At 65.1% G+C, this 23036-nt stretch carries 17 protein-coding genes; 11 read left to right on the top strand and 6 right to left on the bottom strand.

Annotation, left to right across the window (positions count from 1 at the left end; all coding sequences use genetic code 11):
* Positions 1-72: 72 nt before the first annotated feature.
* Positions 73-1458 carry a DUF1501 domain-containing protein gene (locus tag HG800_RS08715; protein WP_169975889.1) on the bottom strand — a complete coding sequence of 462 codons (1386 nt, stop codon included), beginning with the start codon at positions 1456-1458 and terminating at the stop codon, positions 73-75.
* A 1504-nt stretch (positions 1459-2962) separates the two neighbouring features.
* Between HG800_RS08715 and HG800_RS08710 the strand changes: the two genes are divergently transcribed.
* The 3 genes from HG800_RS08710 to HG800_RS08700 all read left to right on the top strand — a co-directional run bounded on the left by HG800_RS08710 (position 2963) and on the right by HG800_RS08700 (position 7007).
* Positions 2963-5872, top strand: coding sequence for a valine--tRNA ligase (locus HG800_RS08710; protein ID WP_169975887.1), 2910 nt, complete (start codon positions 2963-2965; stop codon positions 5870-5872).
* Positions 5873-6012: 140 nt separating this feature from the next.
* Entirely contained in the window at positions 6013-6408 is a 396-nt protein-coding gene (locus HG800_RS08705) for a bifunctional nuclease family protein (protein WP_169975878.1), read from the top strand.
* A gap of 131 nt (positions 6409-6539) precedes the next feature.
* Positions 6540-7007, top strand: a complete 468-nt coding sequence (locus tag HG800_RS08700) for a hypothetical protein (protein ID WP_169975876.1) — start codon at positions 6540-6542, stop codon at positions 7005-7007.
* A 31-nt stretch (positions 7008-7038) separates the two neighbouring features.
* Here the strand turns inward: HG800_RS08700 and HG800_RS08695 are convergent, their stop codons facing one another.
* Positions 7039-7740 carry a metallophosphoesterase family protein gene (locus tag HG800_RS08695; protein ID WP_169975874.1) on the bottom strand — a complete coding sequence of 234 codons (702 nt, stop codon included), beginning with the start codon at positions 7738-7740 and terminating at the stop codon, positions 7039-7041.
* Between the two features lie 197 nt (positions 7741-7937).
* Between HG800_RS08695 and HG800_RS08690 the strand changes: the two genes are divergently transcribed.
* Positions 7938-8879: a hypothetical protein gene (locus tag HG800_RS08690; RefSeq protein WP_169975872.1), complete on the top strand. Its 942-nt coding sequence runs from the start codon at positions 7938-7940 to the stop codon at positions 8877-8879.
* Positions 8880-8921: 42 nt separating this feature from the next.
* Here HG800_RS08690 and HG800_RS08685 read toward each other — a convergent pair whose 3' ends face one another.
* The 4 genes from HG800_RS08685 to HG800_RS08670 all read right to left on the bottom strand — a co-directional run bounded on the left by HG800_RS08685 (position 8922) and on the right by HG800_RS08670 (position 15659).
* A complete protein-coding gene (locus tag HG800_RS08685) occupies positions 8922-9947 on the bottom strand; it encodes a tetratricopeptide repeat protein (protein WP_169975870.1) in 1026 nt (341 codons plus the stop codon).
* Between the two features lie 130 nt (positions 9948-10077).
* Positions 10078-10539: a DUF29 domain-containing protein gene (locus tag HG800_RS08680; protein WP_206352183.1), complete on the bottom strand. Its 462-nt coding sequence runs from the start codon at positions 10537-10539 to the stop codon at positions 10078-10080.
* A 165-nt stretch (positions 10540-10704) separates the two neighbouring features.
* Positions 10705-12678 (bottom strand): redoxin domain-containing protein, encoded by a 1974-nt coding sequence (locus tag HG800_RS08675; protein WP_315852000.1) that lies wholly within the window; start codon positions 12676-12678, stop codon positions 10705-10707.
* Positions 12679-13097: 419 nt separating this feature from the next.
* Positions 13098-15659, bottom strand: coding sequence for a response regulator (locus tag HG800_RS08670; protein ID WP_169975850.1), 2562 nt, complete (start codon positions 15657-15659; stop codon positions 13098-13100).
* Positions 15660-16231: 572 nt separating this feature from the next.
* Between HG800_RS08670 and HG800_RS08665 the strand changes: the two genes are divergently transcribed.
* The 7 genes from HG800_RS08665 to HG800_RS08635 all read left to right on the top strand — a co-directional run bounded on the left by HG800_RS08665 (position 16232) and on the right by HG800_RS08635 (position 22516).
* Complete coding sequence (locus tag HG800_RS08665) at positions 16232-16528, top strand: biotin/lipoyl-containing protein (RefSeq protein WP_169975848.1); 297 nt, start codon at positions 16232-16234, stop codon at positions 16526-16528.
* A 2-nt stretch (positions 16529-16530) separates the two neighbouring features.
* Entirely contained in the window at positions 16531-17013 is a 483-nt protein-coding gene (locus tag HG800_RS08660) for a bis(5'-nucleosyl)-tetraphosphatase (RefSeq protein ID WP_169975846.1), read from the top strand.
* A gap of 64 nt (positions 17014-17077) precedes the next feature.
* Positions 17078-17761 carry a dTMP kinase gene (gene tmk, locus HG800_RS08655; RefSeq protein ID WP_169975844.1) on the top strand — a complete coding sequence of 228 codons (684 nt, stop codon included), beginning with the start codon at positions 17078-17080 and terminating at the stop codon, positions 17759-17761.
* The gene (holB, locus tag HG800_RS08650; RefSeq protein WP_169975842.1) at positions 17733-18764 is read left to right on the top strand and encodes a DNA polymerase III subunit delta'; all 1032 of its coding nucleotides are present in this window, start codon (positions 17733-17735) and stop codon (positions 18762-18764) included. Before tmk ends, holB begins: the two co-directional genes overlap by 29 nt.
* Positions 18765-18856: 92 nt before the next feature.
* Complete coding sequence (locus tag HG800_RS08645; protein ID WP_169975840.1) at positions 18857-19813, top strand: SDR family NAD(P)-dependent oxidoreductase; 957 nt, start codon at positions 18857-18859, stop codon at positions 19811-19813.
* Between the two features lie 68 nt (positions 19814-19881).
* Entirely contained in the window at positions 19882-21432 is a 1551-nt protein-coding gene (locus tag HG800_RS08640) for a glycerol-3-phosphate dehydrogenase/oxidase (RefSeq protein ID WP_169975838.1), read from the top strand.
* Between the two features lie 259 nt (positions 21433-21691).
* The gene (locus HG800_RS08635; RefSeq protein WP_169975836.1) at positions 21692-22516 is read left to right on the top strand and encodes a hypothetical protein; all 825 of its coding nucleotides are present in this window, start codon (positions 21692-21694) and stop codon (positions 22514-22516) included.
* Positions 22517-23036 lie beyond the last annotated feature (520 nt).

Genomic DNA, 23036 nt, shown 5'->3' with positions numbered 1-23036 from the left:
GAGGCCTTGCACCTGGGGGCTGCTGCGAGGACCCTGGCCAACCCGAGAATGTCACTTGTCCACATTCCTTGATTACACCGCCGCCCCCGTGTACAGCGGCTCGATCGGCGATCCCGTCACCAGTCGGATCGGCCGTCCCAGCATATCAACCACTTCCGCCTCTCCCGAGATACCGAGCGCCCGATAAATCGTCGCCGCCAGATCCGCCGGGGTAAACGCCATCGTGGCCGGATAGGCCCCCGACTTGTCCGACCGGCCGATCACCTGGCCCCCCGTCACGCCCGCCCCGGCAAAGGCGGCCGAGAACACCTGCGGCCAGTGGTCGCGCCCCACCATCGTTTGCCCCGGCAACATCGAGAGCTTCGGCGTCCGACCGAACTCGCCAGCCAGCACCACCAGCGTCTCATCCAGCAAGCCTCTCGACTGCAAATCATCGAGCAAGGCCGACACCCCCTGGTCGGTCGGCGGCAACAGGTCCTCGCGCAATCGCCGGAAGATATCCGCGTGCGAGTCCCACGTCTGCACCCGGCCCAGGTTCACCTGCACGATCGGGATCTCCGCCTCGATCAACCGCCGTGCCAGCAACAGCGACTGCCCGAACATGTGCCTCCCGTAGCGGTCTCGCAGGTGATCCGGTTCCTCGGTCAGATCAAACGCCCGGCCCACCTGACCGCGCTGGAGCATCGTATACGCCTGCTCTCGCTGCTTCGAGAACGACTCCGCCTCCGCCTTCGCCTGCCAGATCTCCGTCTCCCTCGCCAGCACCTCGGCCAATGCCCGCCGACCCCCCAACCGCTCGACACTGAACCCCTCTGGCAGGGCCAGGTTCTCAACCTTGAAATCGTCGCGGTTCGGGTCCTGGGTCAACTGCCACGGGTCGTACTTCGGCCCGAGGAACCCCGCGTGCTGCCCCGGCCAGGTCAACGGGCCTTCCATCAAATAGGTCGGCAGCATCACGCCACCCGGCAGGCCATCGGCCCTCGGACGCAGATACGACATGGCCGAGGCGTAGCAGGGGTAATCCCCCCGCGAGGCCACCTTGTCAAAAAACGCCCCCGGTTGCTCCTGGCCGGTCATCACCCAGTGAGTCGCGTTCAGGTGGTTGTTGTGTTTGTGCGACATCGTCCGAACCACGGCCAGCCTGTCCGCCCGTTCGGCCAGTCGGGGCATGTGCTCGGCGAAGTGGATCCCCGGCACACTCGTCGGAATCGTCCCGTATTCGCCTCGAATCTCCGCCGGGGCCTCAGGCTTCGGGTCGAACGTCTCGTGATGGCTCGGCCCACCCGTCTGAAAAATCAGGATCACGCCTCGCGCCTTCCGCGACGGCGACCCCTCCTCATTCCCCCTCGCCCGCGCCGCCAGCAACCCGGAGAGCCCCAGCCCCACGAAGCCCGAGAACCCGACCTGCAAGAACTCTCGGCGAACGACCCCGTACGGGTGCTGATGCCCGAACTTCATGGCGCTTCCTCCCCGAACATCCCCGACCACACGTCATTCCATCGCCCGATCGGCCCCAACGCCGTCTCAATACGATGTTCAACTCGTGTTGAGCGTAGCCCGACCCAACCGCCCCGACAAGCGGAAATCCCCCATCCACCCTCACCCCAGTCTCACATCCTCTCGTTCCTCGATCTCCCCGCGCCCGTTTCGGCAGAAAATTGTGACTCGACTCACCCAATCCTTCGATACTATGGTTGTGATTCGAGCAATCGGCAAACCGCGGCCCTCGAACCACTCGTCCGGCCCTCTTCTCAAAACAGCAACGATTGGAATCTCCGCCTCCGACCTCGAACCAACACCCCAACCCCCTTGGACCGCGCAGCCAAACCCTCTCGATGTCCACCATGACCCGCTCTCGGCCGAACGCAATCATGGACCCATGGATCCCTGGCCCTCCTTTGAGCCCCCTCGCTCCCGCTTCGCGTCGAGGTGAGCCGAGCGTCGCGCCCCTCTTCCCCGCCGGGCCAGGCTTCTGGGAGAGACGATCGCAACTGCTGCGCGCACTCCTGACGAAACGAACCGGACGATCCTCGCATAACCCCGACATCCTCAAAGCTTTCCGTTTCGCCCCCCTCCCGATTGTTGGCGCACCGGGCCGCGCACCCCAGGCGCACCAACCGCGCACCCCGCCTCGATCAACCCTCTCGACCTCGGGTAACCCCGGTTTCAGGCAACCGGGGTCGCACAGCAACGCGTTTCGTAGTGCCGCTTCCAGTCTTCATCGGTGGGTTCACGGTTTTTTGGCGGGTGCCCCGGGTTCCGCACAGCGGACCCCGGGCGGAGCCGCATGGGCCTGCCGCCCCCCGGCCCGGGGTCCGCTGCGCGGAACCCGGGGCACCCAGATCCCACCAATTTCGACGGGAGGCCGCGCCGCCCCGGTTGGCGAGCAACCGGGGCTAACCGGGAAAAAACCCACCATTGGTGAGGGCAAGCGATGCGACTTCCGCCACCAGTCACCAGGACTGGGCCCTGGGCGGGCACGGTCCCCGCATCCGTCCACCAATCGTGACGGAAACCGGAACGACGCCCTTCCCCTCCCGACGACGAAACGAACCGAAACCGATTCTCGCAAACGCAAATTCAAAAAGAACTTACGCCCCGTTCTCCTTGCGATTTCCAGCGCACCGGGCCGCGCACCTCAGGCGCACCGACCGCGCACCGTACCCCGATCCGACCGCTCAACCGCCTGCCTGACGAAACGAACCCATTCCCCTCGCTCCGCGTCTGGAATCATCGCCGCCGAGGCGCCTGACGAAACGAACCCATTCCGCGCACGCCCCTCGTTCTTCAACCCGTTTTCCGCAAACGACTTCCGCTATGCTGTCCGGCCGTGTCCCCAGCGCACCGAACGCGCACCGAACGGGCGCACCGCACTCTGATTGAACCGTCTTCGAGCTTCTTGATTGACCGCCGGTCGCCAACGGCGCGACCGCTTCTTCGCCTGGAACCCCCTCGACCGTCCATGAGTATCGCCGAGCAACTCCCGAAGCAGTACGACCCCCAGGACGCCCAGGCTCGCTGGTATCCCTTCTGGGTCGAGCGGAACTATTTCCAGGCCGACCCCGGCCGCGATGCGCCCCCGTATACGATCGTCATTCCCCCGCCGAACGTCACCGGCGCCCTGCACCTCGGCCATGCCCTGAACAACACGCTTCAGGACATCCTCATCCGCTGGCGACGGATGCAAGGGTATGACACCCTCTGGATGCCCGGCACCGACCACGCCGGCATCGCCACCCAAGCCGTCGTCGAGAAGCGCCTCTTCACCGAGGAGCACAAGACCCGCCACGACATCGGCCGCGAGGCTCTCGTCTCCCGCATCTGGGCCTGGAAGCACGAGTACGAGGCCCGCATCCTCGGCCAGCTCCGCCTGATGGGCTGCTCCTGCGACTGGTCGCGTACCCGGTTTACGCTGGATGACGTCTGCGCCCGAGCCGTCCGTACCACCTTCTTCCGCCTGTTCCAGGAGGGCAAGATCTTCCGCGGCAAGCGGCTGGTCAACTGGGACACCCAGCTCCGCACCGCCGTCGCCGACGATGAGATCGAGTACAAGGAGACCGACGGGCACCTCTGGACGATCCGATACCCCGTCACCGGGTCCGACTCCGAGTTCCTCCAGGTTTCCACCACCCGCCCCGAGACGATGCTGGGTGACACCGCCGTCGCCGTCCACCCCGAGGACGAGCGCTACAAACACCTGATCGGCAAGACGGTCGACCTGCCGCTCACCGGCATGCAAATCCCGATCATCGCCGACCCGATCCTCGTCGATCCCAAGTTCGGCACCGGCTGCGTCAAGGTCACCCCCGCGCACGACCCGAACGACTACCAGACCGGCCTGCGGCACAACCTGCCGATGGTCAACCTGCTCAACCCCGACGGCACCTACAACGAGAACGCCAACGCCTACGCCGGCCTCGACCGCCGCGAAGTCCGCAAGCGCGTCGTCGCTGACCTTGAAGCCCAGGGCTTACTCGTCAAGACCGAGCCTTACACCAACCGCGTCGGCTACTCCGACCGCTCGAAGACCCCGATCGAGCCGTACCTCTCCGATCAGTGGTTCGTCCGCATGGCCGACGACGAGGACGGCTCCCCCGGGTTCGCCCAGCAGGCGATGGACGCCGTCACCTCCGGCCGGCTCAAGATCCACCCCGAGCGCTACGCCAAGAGCTACCTCGACTGGCTCGGCGAGAAGCGCGACTGGTGCATCAGCCGACAGCTCTGGTGGGGCCACCGCATCCCCATCTGGCACGTCGGGAGCTACACTTGCACCGAGGGCGACCTGAAGCGAGCCTTCGCTGGCCGGAACGACGTCTGCTGGCGCGAGACCGAGTCCGGCGGCTGGCTCATCTGCGCGTTGAACGACCTGGACCCGAAGCAGTTGCCCGGCTTCGCTTTCCAGGATCTGGAGCAGGACCCCGACGTCCTCGACACCTGGTTCAGTTCCGCGTTGTGGCCCCACTCGACCCTCGGCTGGCCCGAGCAGACGCCGGAACTGAAGAAGTACTACCCGACCAGCGTCCTCTCGACGGCCCGAGATATCATCACCCTCTGGGTCGCCCGCATGGTCATCTTCGGCCAGTTCAACATGGGGGACGTGCCGTTCAAGGACGTCTACATCCATTCCGTGATCCAGGACGGCGACGGCAAGCGGATGTCCAAGTCGCTCGGTAACGGTGTCGATCCGGTCGACATCATCGAGACCTACGGTGCCGACGCCCTGCGGTTCACCCTCGCCTCCTCGGCGACCGAGACCCAGGACCTGCGGATGCCCGTCGAGCGCGTCACCGACGATCAGGGACGCATCGCCACCCGCAAGGCCCCCGGCCAGCCGATCGAGTTCGTCCCGCCCGAAATGGCGAAGGACATGCCGAAAGAGCAGCTCGTCAACACCTCGAAGAAGTTCGAGGAGGGGCGCACCTTCCCCAACAAGTTCTGGAACGCCGCCCGCTTCGCCCTGATGAACCTGGAAGGCTACACGCCCGGCCCGGTTCGGCCCGAAGACCTGGCGGTCGAGGACCGCTGGATCCTCAGCCTTCTCCGCCGCGCCGCCGCCGACGCCACCGCCCAGCTCGACGCCTTCCGCTTCGCCGACCTGGCCAAGGGGCTCCGCGACTTCACCTGGAACGAGTTCTGCGACTGGTACGTCGAGTTCATCAAGAACCGCCTCCGCGACGAGGCCACCAGGCCCGCCGCCCAGCGCGTGCTGGCAACCGTCCTCGACGGCCTCTGCCGATTGCTCCACCCGGTCATGCCCTTCGTCACCGAATCGGTCTGGCAGGCTCTCGGCGGCGTGGCGAAGGCCCGCGGCCTGCCCGAGCCGACCGAGGCGAGCGAGAGCGTTTGCATCGCCCCCTGGCCGTCGTATCCCGACTCCTGGAACGACCCCGAGGCCGAGTACGACATCGCCCAGTGGCAGGAGAAGATTGCCGCCTTGCGGAATCTTCGCGCCGAGCGCGACGTGCCGAAGAACGCGAAAATCGAGCCGATTCTGATCGCCCAGGGCCGCGCGGCGGAGGCCCTGACGCGAGGCAGCTCGTACATTCAATCACTCGTCGGGGCCGGATCGGTGACGGTCGCCCCCTCGGCCGATCGTCCGGGTGAGAGTGCCGTCACTGTCCTGGCAGACGCCGAGATCATCCTCCCTCTGGCCGGTCTCATCGACCCGAAGGCCGAGCTGGCCAAGCTCTCCAAGGCGAAGGCCGACCTGGAGAAGCAGCTTGGCGGTATCCGATCGAAGCTCCGCAACGCCTCGTTCGTCGAGCGAGCCCCAGCCGAGGTGGTCGAGCAGCAGCGTACCCGCCTGACCGAGCTGGAGGCGCAGCACGCGGCGCTCGTCGCTCGGATGGCCGAGCTGGGAAGTGCGTCATGATCGCCGACAGCTCCGCGAGCCTCCTCGTTGACCGGCGCGGGGAGCGCCCGTATCATCGACCTGGAACGGATTGGGACACGCGGCGGTCAGGGTCCGACGTTGACCCAACCCACCCGCACAGGCCAAACGGGGCATTTGCCGTGGCCGTTCAGATGGCGCTGTCGCGCATCATCATCAGCGAAACCGGCGAGCAGCAGATCATCTACCTCAAGGAGGTCGGCGGCGATCGGACCTTTCCGATCGTCATCGGCATCTTTGAGGCGACGAGCATCGACCGCCGCGTCCGGGGAATCGTTCCCCCTCGCCCCTTGACCCACGACCTCCTGGCCAAGGCGGTCGAGCAACTGGGGGGCGAGATCCAGGATATTTATATCAACGATCTTCGCGATCACACCTACTTCGCCCAGCTTCGCATCCGCCACGAAGGAGAGCTGATCGAGGTCGATAGCCGGCCGAGCGACGCGATCGCCGTGGCCGTGACCGTCGATGCGCCGATCTACGTTTCGGAGGAGGTGATCGAGGAGGCCGGCCGCTGAGCGATTCGGCGGAACCCCCTGGACACGCCCTCCTGTTCATGCGATCATCACGGGGTCGATTGGATCGGCCCCGCACCGCCGGTGGATGTGGGCCGCCCGGAAGGACTCCGCGAGGACCCTCGTCACTGGCGATGTGTGTCGGGATTGCCCTGGCATGGAGCGAACTGCCCACGGACTTGATCGGGCGGCATCGGCTGGAGCGTCGAGCCCATGAACGTGGGGGGGAGCGTGAGGTCCAGTTCCTCTTCCGCGACCGCGATCCCCGCTTGCCCATCTGGCGCGATGGCCGCCTGCAGATTGTCCGCTGGGGTAACGCCCGAGGGCGGAGCCGCTTCCTCCCCCGAACCGGCTGGACCTGGCGGGAGACGGTCGAGTCGGGCGGCTGGCGGCACGTCGAGCCGGTGCTGGTGGACATCCCCGCCACGCTCGGCCTGGAGCAGGGGGTCTGGTTCCGCATCCGCCAGGGGGTCCGCGGCATCCTCGTCCCCGACGAGCGCGGGTTCGCCGTGGCCTACATGATCTGCGAGCCGGCCACCCACTACTACCACATCATGACCCGCAGCCAGCGCATGCCCGTGCTCATCGGCGAGCACATTTAAGCAGATGCCGATCCACCTCGCCTCACCCCGCTCAGGTGGCCGGAACGGTCCGCAGCTGTCCCCGGCGGTCGGCCTGCCAGAGCTGGCCGGAGTGCAGATCCATCAAGGTCAGCCATCCCCCGCCATAACAGTAGGTATCGATGCAAATCACATGGCCCAGGTCGAGCACCTCGCCGTCCTTCTGTGAGGAGTGGCCCACGATCGCCGTCTTTCCCGAGTGGTGCCGGTCGGGGACCGAGTGGTGCAGCGAGGTCCAGTAGAGCAGGTCTGAGGGCTGGCTGGCCATCGGCAACAGCGGGTCGTAGTTGGCATGCATGAACAGCAGGTTGTCCGTCTCGTGCCAGTTGACCAGCCGGTCGAGAAACGCGCGGTGTTCCGGCGGGACCTCCTCCAGCGACCCGTACGACTCGATCGTATCGAACCCTCCACACTGGGCCCAGATCCGCAACAAGGGCTCATTCCAGAACTCGGCGAACCGCGTCGAATCTTCGTCGAGGATGTTCAGCGCCTCGGTGAACATGAGGTCGTGGTTGCCGCGCAGGGCCACGAGCCGGCAGCGGGATTCGAGGGCGATCAGGCGGTCGATGACCCGGCGGCTGTTGGGTCCTCGGTCGACATAATCGCCGAGGGTCACCAGGGTATCGTCCGGCCCAATCTGAGCGGCCTCGACCAGGGCGTCGAGCGGGGCCGGGTAGCCGTGAATGTCTCCGAGAGCGAGAAGGCGTCCGGGCATGGTCATCTCAAGGCTGGCACGTCCCTGGCGGCGATCGCAATCGACTCTCATTCTTCATACGGGCCAACCATCTCGATGGTGACACCGGGGGCACCCTGGAATGCCTCTCACCGTTCTCATAGCCTAGGACAATCACCTCCGAGCGTCATGGGGACGCTCTCGGACCAAACCGCCCCCCGCTGACCGGAGCCGGACCGATGGCCCGCACTCGATCGAACGATCCCGCAACCGACAGCCCCCCCACAGCCGATCCTTCGTCCGGGGCCGCCGCGGCCCGAACAGCGCGGCGGTCCCGAACCGACATGGCGCCGACGCCGCCGGTCAACGCCCCCCGAGACAACGACGAGGTCAATGTCGCCATCGCCGCGTCGGCCGAAGCGGGAGGGGGAACGATCACCGCCCGCAAGGCTGGGGGGCTACGCGACGTGGGGATGAGCGTCGATCCCCGAACCGTCGGACTTCCCGCCGCCTTGCAGCACCTGGCCAAGGGGGTCAACATCGCCTTCCAGACCGACTACGGCGAGAACTACCTCGAAGCCGTCTACCAGGCCGCGATCGTGCACGACGACGAACTCCGGATCGTCCACAAGGAGTACTTCGGCTTCGGCAAGTCCTGGTTCAGCCAGTTCGGCAAGCTCTTGCGGTCGATGCAATTGACCTTCGACGGCCCCGACCCGGCCAGCCCCGAAGGCCAACGGCGGATTCAGAGCCACGGCCCGGCCACGCTCCGAGGTATCCTCAACCTCTTCGGCCGAAAGCTCGACCTCGTCACTGAGTACGAAGACCGCGTGCCGGCCTACGTCGAGCAGATGTTCGACCGGCTCGAAGCCTCCGGCATCATCGACGGCTGGAACCGAGAGGACTGGAAGATCCGAACCACCCGGATCGGCCTCGACATCCGAGTCACCCCGGCCGAGGAGATCCTCGACGAACTCGAAGCCCGGGAACACGCCAAGGCCCGCGCCCGCCGCGCCGCCCTGAAGGCCCAGGCCGAGGCGGAAGCTGAAGCCGAAGTCCAGGCCGAAGCCAAGGCCGAGGAGGACTCCCCCCCCAACACCCAACGGTCCCGATCTTCGAAGGGCACCTCGACGTCGAAGTCCAAGCCGAGGCCCAAATCGAGGACGAAGAAGGAAAGTTGAAGGGCACGTCCGGGGCTCGAACGCGTCCTTCAGCAACTGAACTCACTCGTCACCCGAGAGTGCCTTGATCCGGGCCGCGGCGGTCGCGGCCTCGGGGGTGCCGGGGGCTTCGTCGACGACTCGACGGTAGAAGGTCAGGGCGCCGTCGGCCTTTCCCTGGCGTTCGAGCGACTGGCCAAGCCGAAGGAGCGAGGCCGCTTTCCGGCGTGTTTCGGCGTCGGAGGGAGCGGGATCGTCCGTCTTCGGCTTCGGCGACGGAGGGGTCTCGGTAAGGTCGGGCTGAGGAGTGTCGGCCGGCTCCGACGACGGAGCAGGGGAGGCGGCCGGCCGCGAGGAGGTGAGCGAGGCCCGAAGCTTCCGGGCGTACTTCTCGGGGTTGGCGAGGACCTCATCGCGGCATCCGGAGCAGCAGACGGCGAAGGTCGAGCCACCGGCCGAAACTGTGATGGTGGCCGCCCCTCCCGTAACGATGCACTCAGGTCCCTTGACGGCGGCTCCTCCGGCGAAGTTCTCTCCTTCCTTTCCGAGGTTGGCTCGAACCAGACGGGCGAACTGAGGGGAGCCGGGCTCCTTGCGGTCGAACCAGAAGTCGGAGCGGATTCCGTTGGCGTTGGGCCGGATCGTCAGGCGATCGTCGCCGGCGGGGCCGGAGCGGTCGAGCGTCAGGGCGTTGGTCTTCTCGTCCCGGGTCCCGACATAGACGACCGGCGTCCCCTCGGGGTCGGTCCCTTCCAGGCGGTAGGTTTCGGAGGCCTCGTCAAAGGTAATCCGGGCAGAGGCAAGGATCTTGCCCCCCTCAATGGTCAGGGTCAGGCCAACCGGTTCGCCACCTTGAAAGGCGTAGGACCACTCGTGCGATTCTCGCCAGCCGCGCAGGGGGTTGTCGGCCGGAACGGCCTGACCTTTCCAGCGGCCGAGGAGCGACGCATAGGGCGTGAAGGCCGGTGGAACTGACGGCTCAACCCCTTCAGATTGGGCCAACGATCGATCGTCCTGGAGCCTTGCCGCCTTCGACGGATCAACGAGCATCACGACGAACAGAAGTATCATCAAAATCCGAGCACTCATGAATCGGACTCCCGGATACGGATGCATCGTGGACGAGGCGAGCCTGACGATCTGATTTCGTTGTGACGACGGGGGATTGCCTACGATTCGAGCGGAGCCTGAGGGGCAACGGTCCTTCTGATCCGGCACCTCATGGGAGATCGTCCGCCGATTCCGAAACGGTCAAGAGGGCGTCGATCGAGTACGGGCAGGAGGTGGGAAACGCGGATTCGGGGAGTTCCGTTTCTGCGGCGGCTTGAATCACGGCTCGGGAATACGCAATGTCAAGGACGTCGAGGGCGTGATTCCGGAGAACGCCGTGTTCGATGAGATCGGAAAGTTCATCGCGCTGGTGGTAAAGAGTGACCAGCCAGCTTCTCGATCGCTTCTGAGGTTGGAATTGCCATTTCAGGAGGTGCGCCATGAGAACGGTCAGCCGGGTTTTGACCTCGCGGCGGTCTCGTTTGGCCATGTCTTCAAGAAACTCCGCCAGGTGGGCGAAATCGACCTCGTCGAGCTTCCCCTCACGGATCAAGGCGGCGTTGGCGTCGAGCCAGGCGGTTTCGTCTTGCTCGTAGAGCGCGGACAGGTGGGCCGGGGTCGCCGTGGACATGGGAGAGCGTGCCTCCGGTTCGGTCGGGCCTTGGGAGTTCCCTTGATCCTCAATCCTACGACCCGAGCGGCGGGGGGGCAACGCAAGACGACCGGCTCGGGCCGTTGCAAAGGCAAAGGCCCGGCCGGTCGTCCAGGACGATACGACGCGAACGGAAGCGGCAGGTCACTCCTCGGAGATGCCGAGGGTCGCCACGTCGCCAATCTGGGGGCGTTCTTCGGGGGAGAGGGGGAAGGCGACGTCGATGTAACCGATCATCATCTCTTCCCAGGTTTGATCTCCCCAGCGAACGGGAGAGGTCGGGTCGGGGTTGACCGGGTTGTTCGTTGAGTTGTCGAAATGGGCCAGGCAGTCGAGCCGCTCGCCGGCGCGGAAGGTCACGGGCCGATCCAAGTAGTAATAGCTTTGCCAGTTGAAGTCGTATGCAGGGACATCGAGCAGGGTTTCGCTGGTGCCGTCGGCATAGGTGGCCGAGTAGCGGAACGACTTGCCGCGCAGGTGCATGTGCGGCATGAAGGCGATCAGCTCGGCATCTCGGGGGAAGATGAAGCGGGAGCGGACCGGGTAGTTGCCGGCCTCCTCCTTCGCGTCAGGACCCGCGCCGGGGGGGATCTCGAAGCGAGGGTTGGCCACGCCGATGGTCACGGCTTCACGATCGACCGGCTCCTTGGCCAGCACGAGGCCAACCTTCGACTGGTCGATACGGACCTTGCCGATGGGGGTATAGTGCAGCTCGAAGAGCAGATCCGATCCGGCCGGGATGCGCTTGGCGGTGCCGGTCGGGTACTGGGAGGGCATCTCGCCGGGAGCGTAACCGCAGAGGTGAATGCGGTCGCGGCCTCCGCGATCTCCGTTCGGCGGAATGATGTAGGCGATGATGTGGTGGACAACCGCGCGATCGGTCGGCCGGGCCTCGGCGGCCTGGACCCAGACGTCCTTCTCGAAGTTCAAGGGGACCCGGAAGCGCTGATAGCGCTCGAACCCTTCGGCCTTAATCGTGTAGGGTTTGGGCATTTCGATGACGATGTCCGGCTCGCCGATGACCCAGCCGTCGGGCCATTCGGCGGGCGGGGGCAGGTCGCTCGGGTCCCCCTCGGGGGCCCCTTGCTCGATCCAGGCGAGGACCGTGGCTCGTTCTTCGGGGGTCAGGCTGCGGTCGTTAGCGAAGTGGCCGTCCACGGGGAAGCGAGGGTCGGCATGCCAGGGGGGCATCCGGCGGAGGTCAACGACTTCCTGGATGCCGTTGGTCCGGCGGGCGACTTCCTCAAAGGTCGTCAAGGAGAAGGGTCCGACCTCTCCAGGGCGGTGGCAGGCTTCGCATTTCGCCTGGATGATCGGGGCGACGTGCTTGCTGTAGGTGACGGGGCCGACCTCATCGATGAGGGCGTCGGCGTTGGGGGCGACCTCGGCCCAGGCGGCTTCGAGGTCGGCCGAAGGGGGCCGAACGCGGTCGGCGGCGGCGACGAGGCGGGTGACGCGGTCGGCGATGTCGAGGCTCATCAGGTCGGTGACCTGTTCACGGACCTCTTCGCGCTCGATCGGGCAACCGACGACCGAGGTGGCCGAGCTGTCCGGGCGTCGGCCGTCGAGCACGGCATCGATGGCGTCGGCCAGGTAGGCGCGGGTTGGTTCGTCGCGGGCGAAGCCGAGGCCGTACTGGTCGTCGATCGCTCCTCGGTAGCGAAGCATGGCCTTCTCGTCGAGGACGAGCACTTCACAGGTCCGTTCGGCCAGAAGCTGGTCGGCAACGAGGTTCCCCTCGTCCTTCAGGGTGGGGAAAGGGAGGCCGAACTCGTCGGACTGGGCCACGATCTCGCCGATCGACTGGCTGCGGTTGGAGTTGATCGCCAGGAAGACGACCTCCTTTGGCTCATAGCGCTCGGCCAGGGCCACCAGTCGAGGCATGTAGAGATCGCCGATCGGGCAGTCGATGCCGGTGAAGATGAGCACGGCGGCCTTCTTGCCGCGGAAGTCGTACAGCGACACGGGATCGCCAGTCCGGGCGTCGGGGAGGGTGAAATTGGGGACGCGATCACCGACGCCTCGCCCGAGGACTTCCTCGGCGGCGAGTGCGGCCGGTGTCAGTACCGGGCCGACCATCAGGATCACCAGAGACCATCGAAGCACTCGCAGACTCACGTCGCTCTCCTCGAAATCGTGCGGGGAAGGGACGGAAGAACACCTTTAGGAACCGCTTCCAAGCGAGACGGTCGGCTCCTTGCCGGGGACCATCCGATCGGAATCCGAGCCGAACCACAAAGGGAATCACTGACACCAGGAGGATTACCCAGATGCCTCTCCCGGAGTTTCGCCAAAGACCTCCTCGCACCATTGCATCGAATGGGATCGGAGAAGGGATTGGTCCGATGAGCGATCGGCTGCTCTTGCCAGGACATTGATCCGAAGCGCAAACAGTGGACTCGACCTCGGATCGATCGCAAAGCGCAATCATACTGACGGTGCAACCAGAGAACACACGTGAGGAGTAGACGACGCCTCGCAAGACCAACTCCCCGGCATCACACGCCATCGGCGGTGTGTTCGGGGTCGGATCTCACTCAGTGGCGGCGGGCCTCGATCACGTACTGATGCACCTCAGTGTAATCGACCGGCTTGACTAGATGGAGGTCGAATCCGGAGTCGAGGCTTCGACGGCGGATCGTGTCGCCATCTCGGGCGGTGACGGCGATCAAGGGAGTTTCGGCCATGGCCGGGTCTGAGCGAAAGCTCCGAGCGATTTCGTAACCGTCCATCGGGCCGTCGAGATGAAGGTCGCAGAGGACCAGATCCGGGCGGAGACGGCGGGCAAGATCCAGGGCGGTTGGGCCGTCGGCGGCCAATTCCACGACATGGCCAAGCCGTTCCAGCACCCGCTTGGCGACGACGGCGAGGGCTCGCTGATCCTCGATGAGCAAAATCCGGTACGACGGGGTGCCGTTTCCTCCGTGAGACGCGACCGGGGAGGGGGAGGATGGTGATCGGTCGGGGCCGGGGAGCAAGGACGAGGGGTGGGTGATGCTCGATGGTTCAACGGCCGAACCGGAGGGAGAGGAAGGAGCCACGCGGATCAGGCGGTCGAGATCGGCCACGTCGATCGGCTTGGTCAGGTGATGATCGATCCCGGCGGCGATCGCCCGTTCTCGGTCTTTGCGCTCGCCATAACCGGAGAGGGCAATCAGTCGCGTTTCGGCCAGCGCGGGGAGCTTGCGGAGGCGTCGGGCCAGCTCAAAGCCGTCGAGGCCCGGCAGGCCGATGTCGAGCACCACGACCTCGGGTTCGAGCCGTTCGGCCGACTCCAGGCCCGAGGGACCATCGTACGCGGTATCGACGCGGTGCCCCTGGTCTTCGAGCAGGCGTTGAAGGGCTCGGGCCATATCACGGTTGTCCTCGACCAGAAGGACATGGCGACGTTGATCCTGGTTGGCATCGGTTGGGAGCGAGGTGGCGTCGACCGGCTCGGGAGCCTCGGCGGCGGGCAATCGGACGGTGAAGGTACTGCCTTGACCGGGGCCTTCGCTGGCGACCTCGACAGTCCCCTGGTGCAGTTCGACGAGCCGCCGGACGAGGGTCAGGCCGATGCCGAGCCCTCCCTGCTGGCGGTCGAGCGAGCGGTCGGCCTGAGCAAAGAGGTCGAAGACCCGCTCGCGCATCTCGGCATCGAGCCCGACGCCGTTGTCGATCACGTCGATCCGGACTTGACCCGGGTGGTCGGGATCAAGCCCTCCTCTCACGGCGATTTGGCCACCCGAAGGAGTGTACTTGGCGGCGTTGGTCAGGAGGTTGACCAGCACCTGTTCCAGGCGGATCGGGTCGGCCAGGACCCAGAGCGGACGGGGATGAATGGCACACTCCAGCCGATGCTGCAATTCTGAGATGTTCGGCTGAACGACCCGAACGGCCTGTTCGGCCACCTGGGCCAGATCAATCGATCGGCTCCGCAAGACGATCCGGCCGCGCTCGACCCGGGCGACATCGAGCAGGTCGTCAACCAGCCATCGCATGTGAGCGACCTGGCGTTCGAGGATCGGAAGCACGTCGTCCTCGTCCGAGGGTGCCCGGCGGGAGCCGTTGTGGAGCAAGGCCACGCCATAGGCCATTGCGGCCAGCGGGTTGCGCAGCTCGTGGGCGAGCATGGCAAGAAACTCGTCCTTGCGGCGGTCGGCTTCGAGCAGGCGGGCCTCGGCCTGCTTCAAGGGGGTCACGTCGGTCAGGGTGACGATCGAAGCCAGCCGTCGGCCGAATTCGTCTCGAATCGGTCCGGAATTGAGCAGGAGGACCGCGGGGGTCTCACCGCATCGGAGCGTGACTTCAAGGTTCCGGATCGGCTCATCACCGAGCATCTCGGCGATGGAAAGGGGCAAACCGTCGACCAGCCCGGCTTCCTCGGGATGCGCGATTCCGACATCACCGGGCGTGGCCTGTTGGAGAGGAAAGGCCTCGTCGAACCGCCGACGCAACGGATTGCCGCCGCAAAGACGGTGGGCTTCTCGGCTGGCCCGCAAGACAAGCCCGGCCGGATCGCAGACGATAATCGCATCGACCGCCTGATCGATGATCGATCGGGCCAGGCGTTCGGAAGCAAGCAACTCCTCGTCGCGCTGCTGATGCGACATGTCGGTGATGGTTACGACGATCACGTCAAGATCGTCGACGGTCAGCCGACTTGCACAGAGGTGAACCAGGAGCGGCTGCCCCTCGGACCAATTGAGCCGGAGGTGTCCTTGCTCGGCCTGGTCGGTCCCGTCTCGGGAGGCGGCGATGAGGGCGTCGAGATCGGTGTCGGAATCGATGGAGAGGAACTGGGTCAGGCGGCGCCCGACAAGCCGGTCGTTCGGCTCGCCAAGCAGGTCGAGCAATGCCTGATTGGCCCGAAGAATCCGCCCCTCAAGATCGCAGACCGCCACGCCCTGGGCCATCAAGTCAAGAATCTCCCGGTAAGAACGGTCGGCCCCCTCTCGGATGAAGACCTGGGGCGAACCCTGTCCCGGGATGATAATGGCATCGGCCGCGCCGCTGTAGAGGGCCTCCAGCGCTTGTTCCGCCTGATCGGCCCGCTGATTGGCGGCGGCGAGGGCCTCTCGGAGAGCTTCGAGAGTGGATGCATCCTGATCCAAGGCCATACCTGAAACGCTCGCTCGTGAAATGGCATCCGAGACCGGGATCGCAGGCTCACACGGACCTCGCGGATGAGCGAGATCGGGGAGGGTGTCTGAGCAAACACCAGATCCCAGGGAGCCCGGGCCTCGGGGTCGAGATCACGGGGGCGCCAGGCCCCCTCCGGTACCCGTTCCACCGGTCGCCGGACAACGCGTGGGAAAATCATCAGGAACAGGCCGGACAAGCATTGCAAGTTTCGGACCAGACTCGAAGAAACCAGGCACTTCAAGGCCGGGAATTGGTGGGGAGACGAAACGCTGTTGAACTTCAAGGGCGGAAGCAACGGGAACGTCTCGATCCTGTGGTGTCGGTGGATCACGGAACAGCATGCGGGCTGTTGAACAGGACTTTACTCGGGTCGGCCGAAGAGCGTCAACGGCCGATCCGGATCGGGGGGCGGATCGGTCGATTGGCATAGATGTCTAGCAAGGCGACCCCGGCGGTGGTAGAGTCAATGCATCTGTCGCGGGACGGTAAGGCGATGCTGTCGCAATCCGGCCCGCGGAATTGACTCGACCGTCAGTCAGGGTTCGTCATGCGCCTGGAGGCAGTTGTCCTGCCCAATCTGGGGACCGACCCGGACGAGCCGATCATCATCAGCCACTGGTTCGCGGCACGGGGAGCCGAGGTCTGGGAAGGGGACCGTCTGGTCGAAGTGCTGGTTGGTCCGGCCACCTTTGATGTTCCCGCGCCGTGCTCTGGCCGTTTGGCCGAGATTCGTGGCTTCGAAGATGATCGGGTCTGGCCGGGAATGGTCCTGGGACTGCTGGCCGTAGGCGATGACGGCCCTGATCCCGACGCGCCGTCGTCGGATGAGACCGGATCCCGTTGACCATGAGTCCCTTCTTCGAGCGATCCGCCGGCGTGATTCCGTTCCGGATCGCCGAGGATGGAATCCCGCGGTATCTGGTGCTCCACTCGGCCACGGTCCGTAACCCGAGGGCCCGCTGGGAGTTTCCCAAAGGGGGCATGGACCCGGGCGAAACTACCACGCAAACTGCTGCGCGCGAGTTCCAGGAAGAAACCTCGCTGAGCGACTGGAGCTTCCGGCAAGGCTTCGAGCGGAGCCTCTCGTACACCTATCTTCGCCAGGGGCGGAAGGTCCTCAAGACGGTCGTGTATTACATTGTCGAGGTGCACGACGCCTCAACGCTGGCCTGCTCGGCCGAGCACACGGCCGACCCGTTCGGCCACTGGCACCGCTGGGGGACCTTCGAGGAGATTTCCCGGTTGCTTTACCACGCCAAGATCCGTCAACTCTTTGCCGACGCCCACGAGTGGCTCACCGGCGAGCCGGTCCGAGGGCCGGGACGATGAGGAGCTGGTCCGATCGAGTGAGCAATCCCCCTCGGCCCGGTTGCCGCGAGCGGTTGAATTTCGCATGAGCACTTCTTTTCCCCCCAAGCTCCCGAACGACCTGGACCCCGCTCGTGTCGCGAAGGGGCTTTTTTTCTGTCTGGAAGGGCCCGACGGCGCAGGCAAGTCGACCCAGGCTGCCCGATTGGCCGAAACGCTGCAACGGCTCGGCCTGGGCGTCGTCTCGTGCCGCGATCCCGGCGGTACGCGACTCGGCGACCGGCTCCGCAGCCTCTTGCTCGATAGAGCCAGCGTTCCGATGAGCATGCGGGCTGAGATGCTGCTTTACATGGCTAGTCGGGCCCAGATGGTCGAGCAGGTCATTCGCCCTGCTCTGGAAGCGGGGCGAGTGGTCGTGTCGGATCGCTATCTCCTCAGTAACGTGGTCTATCAAGGGTATGCCGGGGGGCTGGAGGTCGAGGAGCTCTGGAGCGTGGGACAGGCGGCGACCGGGGGAGTGATGCCCGACCTGACCCTGTTGATCGACGTGCCCGAGGCCGTTGCTCGCTCCCGAACCGGAGGGCCGAGGGACCGGATCGAGGACCGAGGGGAGGACTATCGGACCCTCGTCCGCAACGGATTTCTTGAGGCGGCCCGGTCCTATCCGGCTCCGATCGTCGTGATTGACGGCGCGAAGGCGCCGGATGAGGTCGCCCACCGGATCGAAGGAGAGGTGCTGCGTGTCCTGGGGATCGGTCCGCGGTCATGATCGGGTGGTGGAGGACCTGCGCCGGGCGGCGTCCAGCGGCCGGTTCCCTCATGCGCTGCTGTTCGTCGGACCGGAGGGAATCGGGAAGCGGACCTTCGCAAGGAGGCTGGCCCAGGCTTTGTTTTGCGAGCGAAGGGCCGAGGGGTTGCTCGACCCTTGCGGCGAGTGCGCGGCGTGCCGTCAGGTGGTCTCGGGCGATCATCCCGACCTGCACGAGGTTGGCCGCCCCGAGGAGAAGCACGAGCTACCGATCGCCGTCATCCGGGACCTCTGCCACGACCTGAGCCTGAAACCCATGCGAGGGGCTCGCAAGGTGGCCATCGTGGACGATGCCGATCATTTCAATGAGGAAGCGGCCAATGCCTTCCTGAAGACTCTGGAGGAACCGCCAGACGGCGCGGTCTTGATCCTCATCGGTACGTCATCGGAGTTGCAGCTTGATACGATCCTCTCACGCTGCCGGGTCGTGCGGTTCGACCCGTTGCCCGAGGAGGAACTGGCCGCAATCCTCCGCGATCGGGACCCCGAGGCCGATCCGGGTGAGGCCGACCGGCTCGCTCAGCTCGGCGAGGGGAGCGTGTCCCGAGCCCTCAGCCTGGCCGACCCGGAGCTGACGAGCTTCCGACGCCGACTGGTCGACGAACTGGCCGACGCCCGGCCGTTTGATGCGCCGGACCTGGCCCGCCGATTGGAGGAGTTCATCAAGGATGCGGGCAAGGAGAGCCTCGCCCAGCGCACCCGAGCCGCCGCGATCTTCGGCGAGTTGGCCCGGTTTTTCCGAGGGGTGCTTTGGCAAGGTGCTGGGCTTGATCCGCCGGCTCCCGACCCGTCCGACCGTCGAGCCGCCGCCGCCCTGGCCGATCGGCTTGAACCCGAAGATGTTTATTTGCTGGTCGAACGCTGTCTGGAGGCCGATTATCACCTCCGCAGACGAGTTTACATGCCCTTGCTCGTGGATGCCTTTGCGCGCGACCTGGGACGCTTGCTTTCCGGGCTTCGCTGACACGGCGATCGGCACGCCTCGGTGGGTGTGGTCGTGCCCGCAATACGGATGCAATGCCCGGTCCCGACGGGGCAATCGGCAGGGAGAATCGGATGGCCGAAACCAGCAGGCCCAGGACCGTCTTGATCACCGGGGCCTCGTCGGGACTTGGCGCCGCAATGGCTCGAGCGCTGGCCAGGAGAGGTCATCATCTCGCGATCGTCGCCCGGCGGGGAGATCGACTGGAACAAGTGGCTCGGGAGGTTCAGGACCAGGGAGCCTCGGCTCTGGTAATTGTCGAGGATCTGGCCGATCCCGACGCCCCGGCCCGGATCGTCGCGCGAACTGTCGAGTACTTCGGACGCCTCGATGCGTTGATCAACAATGCCGGGATCGGCCTGCCCGACTATTTCGGCCGGTCTGACCCGGCAAACCTTCGGATGCAGCTCGAGGTCAATTTTCATGCGCCGATCATGCTCACGCGGCTGGCCCTTCCGCATTTAATCGCGTCCAAAGGAGTCATCATCTCCATCGGATCGGCCATCGTGCAAATTCCCAACCCGATGCTCGGCGCCTACGGGGCGACCAAGGCCGGTCTGGCCTACTGGTCTGATGCCCTCCGGCGAGAGGTGGCAGTGCAGGGGGTTCGGGTCTGTATGGTCGAGTTGGGGCCCGTGGAAACCGAGTTTTTCGACGCGGTCGGCCGTCTGGGGGAGGAATCGGGACGTCAGGTCGATCATGCTCCTCCCGGCACCGTGTACAACGCCATGCGCGACCGACCTCCGGCGATTCTCTCGGCTTCGGTCGACGAGACGGCTCAGCGGATTATCCGATTGGTCGATACGCCTCGGCCTCGGTTGGCAATTCGTCGTCGGGTCGTCTGGCCGGTTCGGCTCATGGGAGCCTTCTTCCGGATCGTACCGGGGCTGGCGGACCTCGGGATCTCGGCCATGATCCGCCGGATTGACCGCGAAGAGGCCAAAGCTCGGGCTGCGATCGCCGCCGCTCGCGGGGAATCGGGTGGTCGAAGGACCGGAGAAGGGGCACACTCGGGGCATCGAACGCCTTGATCGGCAGATCGGCGAATCGAGCGCTGGAATCCGGGTCCGATCGCTATTCAACGAGGAGAAGCAACCCCATGCGCAGCCAGATGCTCGACGCGATCCGGGACGGCTCGACCTGGGATCTGGTCGTCGTGGGAGGAGGATCGACCGGGCTCGGAACGGCACTCGATGCCGTCACTCGCGGCTACAAGACCCTGCTCCTTGAAGCCAGAGACTTCGCGCAGGGGACATCCAGCCGAAGCACGAAGCTTGTGCACGGCGGCGTGCGCTATCTGGCCAATGGGCAGGTGGGGCTGGTCCGCGAAGCACTCCGCGAGCGGGGGAGGCTGAGAGAGAATGCCCCGCATCTGGTCTTCGCCAGTCCGTTCTTGGTGCCGACGTATTCCCAGTTCGACCTCTTGCAATATGCCACCGGATTGACGCTGTACGACCTGCTTGCCGGGAGCCGGAGCTTCGGCCGATCGCGATGGATCGGCGCGGGCGAGGCGCAGGAGCGTGTCCCGACCTTGCGAACCGAAGGGCTTCGCGGCGGGATTCTCTACTACGACGGTCAGTTCGACGATGCCCGACTGGCCATCGCCCTGATGCGAACCGTTCTCGATCAGGGAGGGACGGCCCTGAACTGGGCTCCCGTGACGAAGATCGTCCACCAGAACGGCCGGGTCTCGGGAGTCGAGGCGCGAGACGAGGAAACCGGCGAGGCGTTGTCGATCAAGGCCCGGGTGGTCGTGAATGCCGGAGGGGTTTTCGCCGATACGATCCGCCATCTTGACCAGCTCGACGCCCGACCGATGATCCGGGCGAGCCGAGGGTCTCACCTGATGCTCGACCGATCGGTCTTGCCGGGTTCGACCGCGGTGATGGTGCCGAAGACCGATGACGGGCGAGTCCTCTTCCTAATCCCCTGGCTCGATCGGGTGATCCTCGGCACCACCGATACGCCAGTTGAGGGCCTCCCGATTGAGCCGAAGCCCTCGCCCGAGGAAGTGATCTACATGCTCGATCATGCGGGACGTTATCTGGCCAGGAGGCCCGGACCGGAGGATGTGCGGAGCGTCTTCGCCGGACTTCGGCCCTTGATCGATCACGCCGGGGTCAAATCGACAGCCAAGCTCTCTCGGGAACACTCGGTGCTGGTCTCCGATTCGGGCCTGGTGACGATTACCGGCGGTAAGTGGACGACCTACCGCGTCATGGCATCGAACGCGGTCGATCGCGCCGCAAAGGTCGGCGAATTGCCGCAACGGCCGTGCAAGACGGCCTCGCTGCGGCTCCGAGGGGCAACCGACGCTCCTGCCGAGGACTCGCTGGCCGAGTACGGCTCGGATGCTCCCGAACTGCGGGCCTTGCTGCACTCGAAACCCGGATTGGATGAGCCGTTGCACCCGAATCTGTCCACCCGAGTGGGCGAGGTGGCCTGGGCGGCTCGCTTCGAGATGGCCCGGAAGGTCGAAGACGTGCTTGCCCGTCGATCCCGCTGCCTGCTGCTCGACGCCCGAGCGAGCCTCGACGCCGCCCCGAAGGTCGCCGCCGTCCTGGCGGAGGAGCTCGGCCGGGATGATGCCTGGCAAGCCGAGCAGATCCGACAGTTTCAATCTTTGGCCGAAGGATACGTGCTTTCCTGAACCGAGGAAGCAAGGCCCATCGAGTGAGAGGTCCGCAGTTCGGGAGCCTGAACGCAGATGTGGCCGGCCTTCAACCTCGCAAGAGGGCATCGGTCGAGTACCCATCGGGCCATCGCTCGTCTCCCCAATTCGGGAATCGTTGGGATTTTTTTGGAAGAGTTTTGGACTTGCTTGCCTCGGATGATTAGGATCATCCGCGGGGAAGACTGCGCAGAATCGCGAAACGCATCTCAGAGTTTCCTGCGCGGAGAATGAATTGATGGAACCGATCACATCCGATTCCGCCCCCCTGGGTGGGTCGAGCCCCTCCTGCGCAAATGAGCAGACGAGCGGAGGGGCTGATCCTTCGACTGGGCCGCCAAGTCCGTGGATCTGGGCATGGGTCGTGGTGGCAGGGCTCGTTGCCGCGCTGATGGGCTGGGGAGCAGGAGAACTGGCGCTCGTCGGCTTCAAGCCGGGTTTCCAGATGGACGACAGTTTGCGTCAATCGCTCGAAACCGCCACGGCCGAAACACGACGGCAGATGAATGAGGCCACGACGCGATCGGCGACGGTCGCGTATGGAGTGCTGGCCGCAGCGCTCGGGCTCTGTCTCGGGGTGGCAGGCGGGATGGCCGGTCGATCAAGGTCACAAACCGTTTCGGCTGTGGCCCTTGCCACCGTGCTGGGAGGACTTGCGGGGGCCGCCAGTACCTATGCGCTGACGGAACTCTTTCACGAGATCTTCCGGGCATCGTCGGCTAATTATTCAAAGGACATGTTAACGCCCTTGCTCTTGCACGGAGGGATGTGGCTACCCGCCGGTTTCTTCGGAGGACTCGCCCTCGGTTTGGCCTCGGGAGGCTGGCGACGTGCGGGACAAGCCGTCTTCGGCGGGTGTCTGGGAGTCGTGTGCGGAGTGGTGGTCTTCGAAATCCTGGCGGCCTTGCTCTTTCCGACCGCCAAGACAACCCATCCTCTTGCCTCCTCAGCCCTTCCCCGATTGTTCGCGCATCTCAGCGTCGCACTGCTGGTCGCCCTGCTCGCGACCTGGTCGATCCGTCACATGCAACTCACCCGCGCCCCTCGATCGCAACGCAGCTAGAGCGCAGGCAGGGCCACAATCGTCCCCCGCTCTCAGGCTCGCGACCCAGAAACATCGACATTGAGCTCGAATGGTGACATGGTCGCGAAGAGACGTCTGAAAGTGGAGCAAAACATGACACGAATTTCGTGAAAAGTCCTTGACAGGTTTGACGGTCAGGATACACTACCGCGAGCGAATTCTCGCAAATCCCCCCATTTTCTGAATTCGCAACGGTATCCTGTCGTGCCAGGGTGAGGAACGCGTTTCAGCGAGTTTTCCCCATCGAGTGCTGCGTGTTTTCCGATCAAGGGAACACGACTTAAGCGTTGAGTCCCAATCAGATCGATCACCTCGATTGCGTACGGATCGATCGCTGATGACACTCACCATCTGTCCCGGGGCTGCCTGCTGAGCCCGTCCGGGTGCTTGCCGTTCGTACCGGTCAAGAAAGTGATTGCGCACGCGGGCAAACCTCACTCAAACCTTGAGAGGAGGGTTTGAATTGTGCGCGCCGATCAACTTTCACGCGATCTTAACA

Source organism: Tautonia rosea, assembly GCF_012958305.1.
Lineage (GTDB): Bacteria > Planctomycetota > Planctomycetia > Isosphaerales > Isosphaeraceae > Tautonia > Tautonia rosea.
Note: the sequence above shows the minus strand (reverse complement) of the source record. Positions and strands in the feature narration are given on the sequence as shown.

What these genes read in the sequence shown, in the direction of transcription:
- HG800_RS08715 (WP_169975889.1), bottom strand. Translation starts at nt 1,458, where the DNA reads ATGAAGTTCGGGCATCAGCACCCGTACGGGGTCGTTCGCCGAGAGTTC.
- tmk (WP_169975844.1), top strand. Translation starts at nt 17,078, where the DNA reads ATGAGCACTTCTTTTCCCCCCAAGCTCCCGAACGACCTGGACCCCGCT.
- HG800_RS08700 (WP_169975876.1), top strand. Translation starts at nt 6,540, where the DNA reads ATGTGTGTCGGGATTGCCCTGGCATGGAGCGAACTGCCCACGGACTTG.
- HG800_RS08695 (WP_169975874.1), bottom strand. Translation starts at nt 7,740, where the DNA reads ATGCCCGGACGCCTTCTCGCTCTCGGAGACATTCACGGCTACCCGGCC.
- HG800_RS08660 (WP_169975846.1), top strand. Translation starts at nt 16,531, where the DNA reads ATGAGTCCCTTCTTCGAGCGATCCGCCGGCGTGATTCCGTTCCGGATC.
- HG800_RS08670 (WP_169975850.1), bottom strand. Translation starts at nt 15,659, where the DNA reads ATGGCCTTGGATCAGGATGCATCCACTCTCGAAGCTCTCCGAGAGGCC.
- HG800_RS08665 (WP_169975848.1), top strand. Translation starts at nt 16,232, where the DNA reads ATGCGCCTGGAGGCAGTTGTCCTGCCCAATCTGGGGACCGACCCGGAC.
- HG800_RS08640 (WP_169975838.1), top strand. Translation starts at nt 19,882, where the DNA reads ATGCGCAGCCAGATGCTCGACGCGATCCGGGACGGCTCGACCTGGGAT.
- HG800_RS08690 (WP_169975872.1), top strand. Translation starts at nt 7,938, where the DNA reads ATGGCCCGCACTCGATCGAACGATCCCGCAACCGACAGCCCCCCCACA.
- HG800_RS08685 (WP_169975870.1), bottom strand. Translation starts at nt 9,947, where the DNA reads ATGAGTGCTCGGATTTTGATGATACTTCTGTTCGTCGTGATGCTCGTT.
- HG800_RS08680 (WP_206352183.1), bottom strand. Translation starts at nt 10,539, where the DNA reads ATGTCCACGGCGACCCCGGCCCACCTGTCCGCGCTCTACGAGCAAGAC.
- HG800_RS08710 (WP_169975887.1), top strand. Translation starts at nt 2,963, where the DNA reads ATGAGTATCGCCGAGCAACTCCCGAAGCAGTACGACCCCCAGGACGCC.
- HG800_RS08645 (WP_169975840.1), top strand. Translation starts at nt 18,857, where the DNA reads ATGGCCGAAACCAGCAGGCCCAGGACCGTCTTGATCACCGGGGCCTCG.
- HG800_RS08635 (WP_169975836.1), top strand. Translation starts at nt 21,692, where the DNA reads ATGGAACCGATCACATCCGATTCCGCCCCCCTGGGTGGGTCGAGCCCC.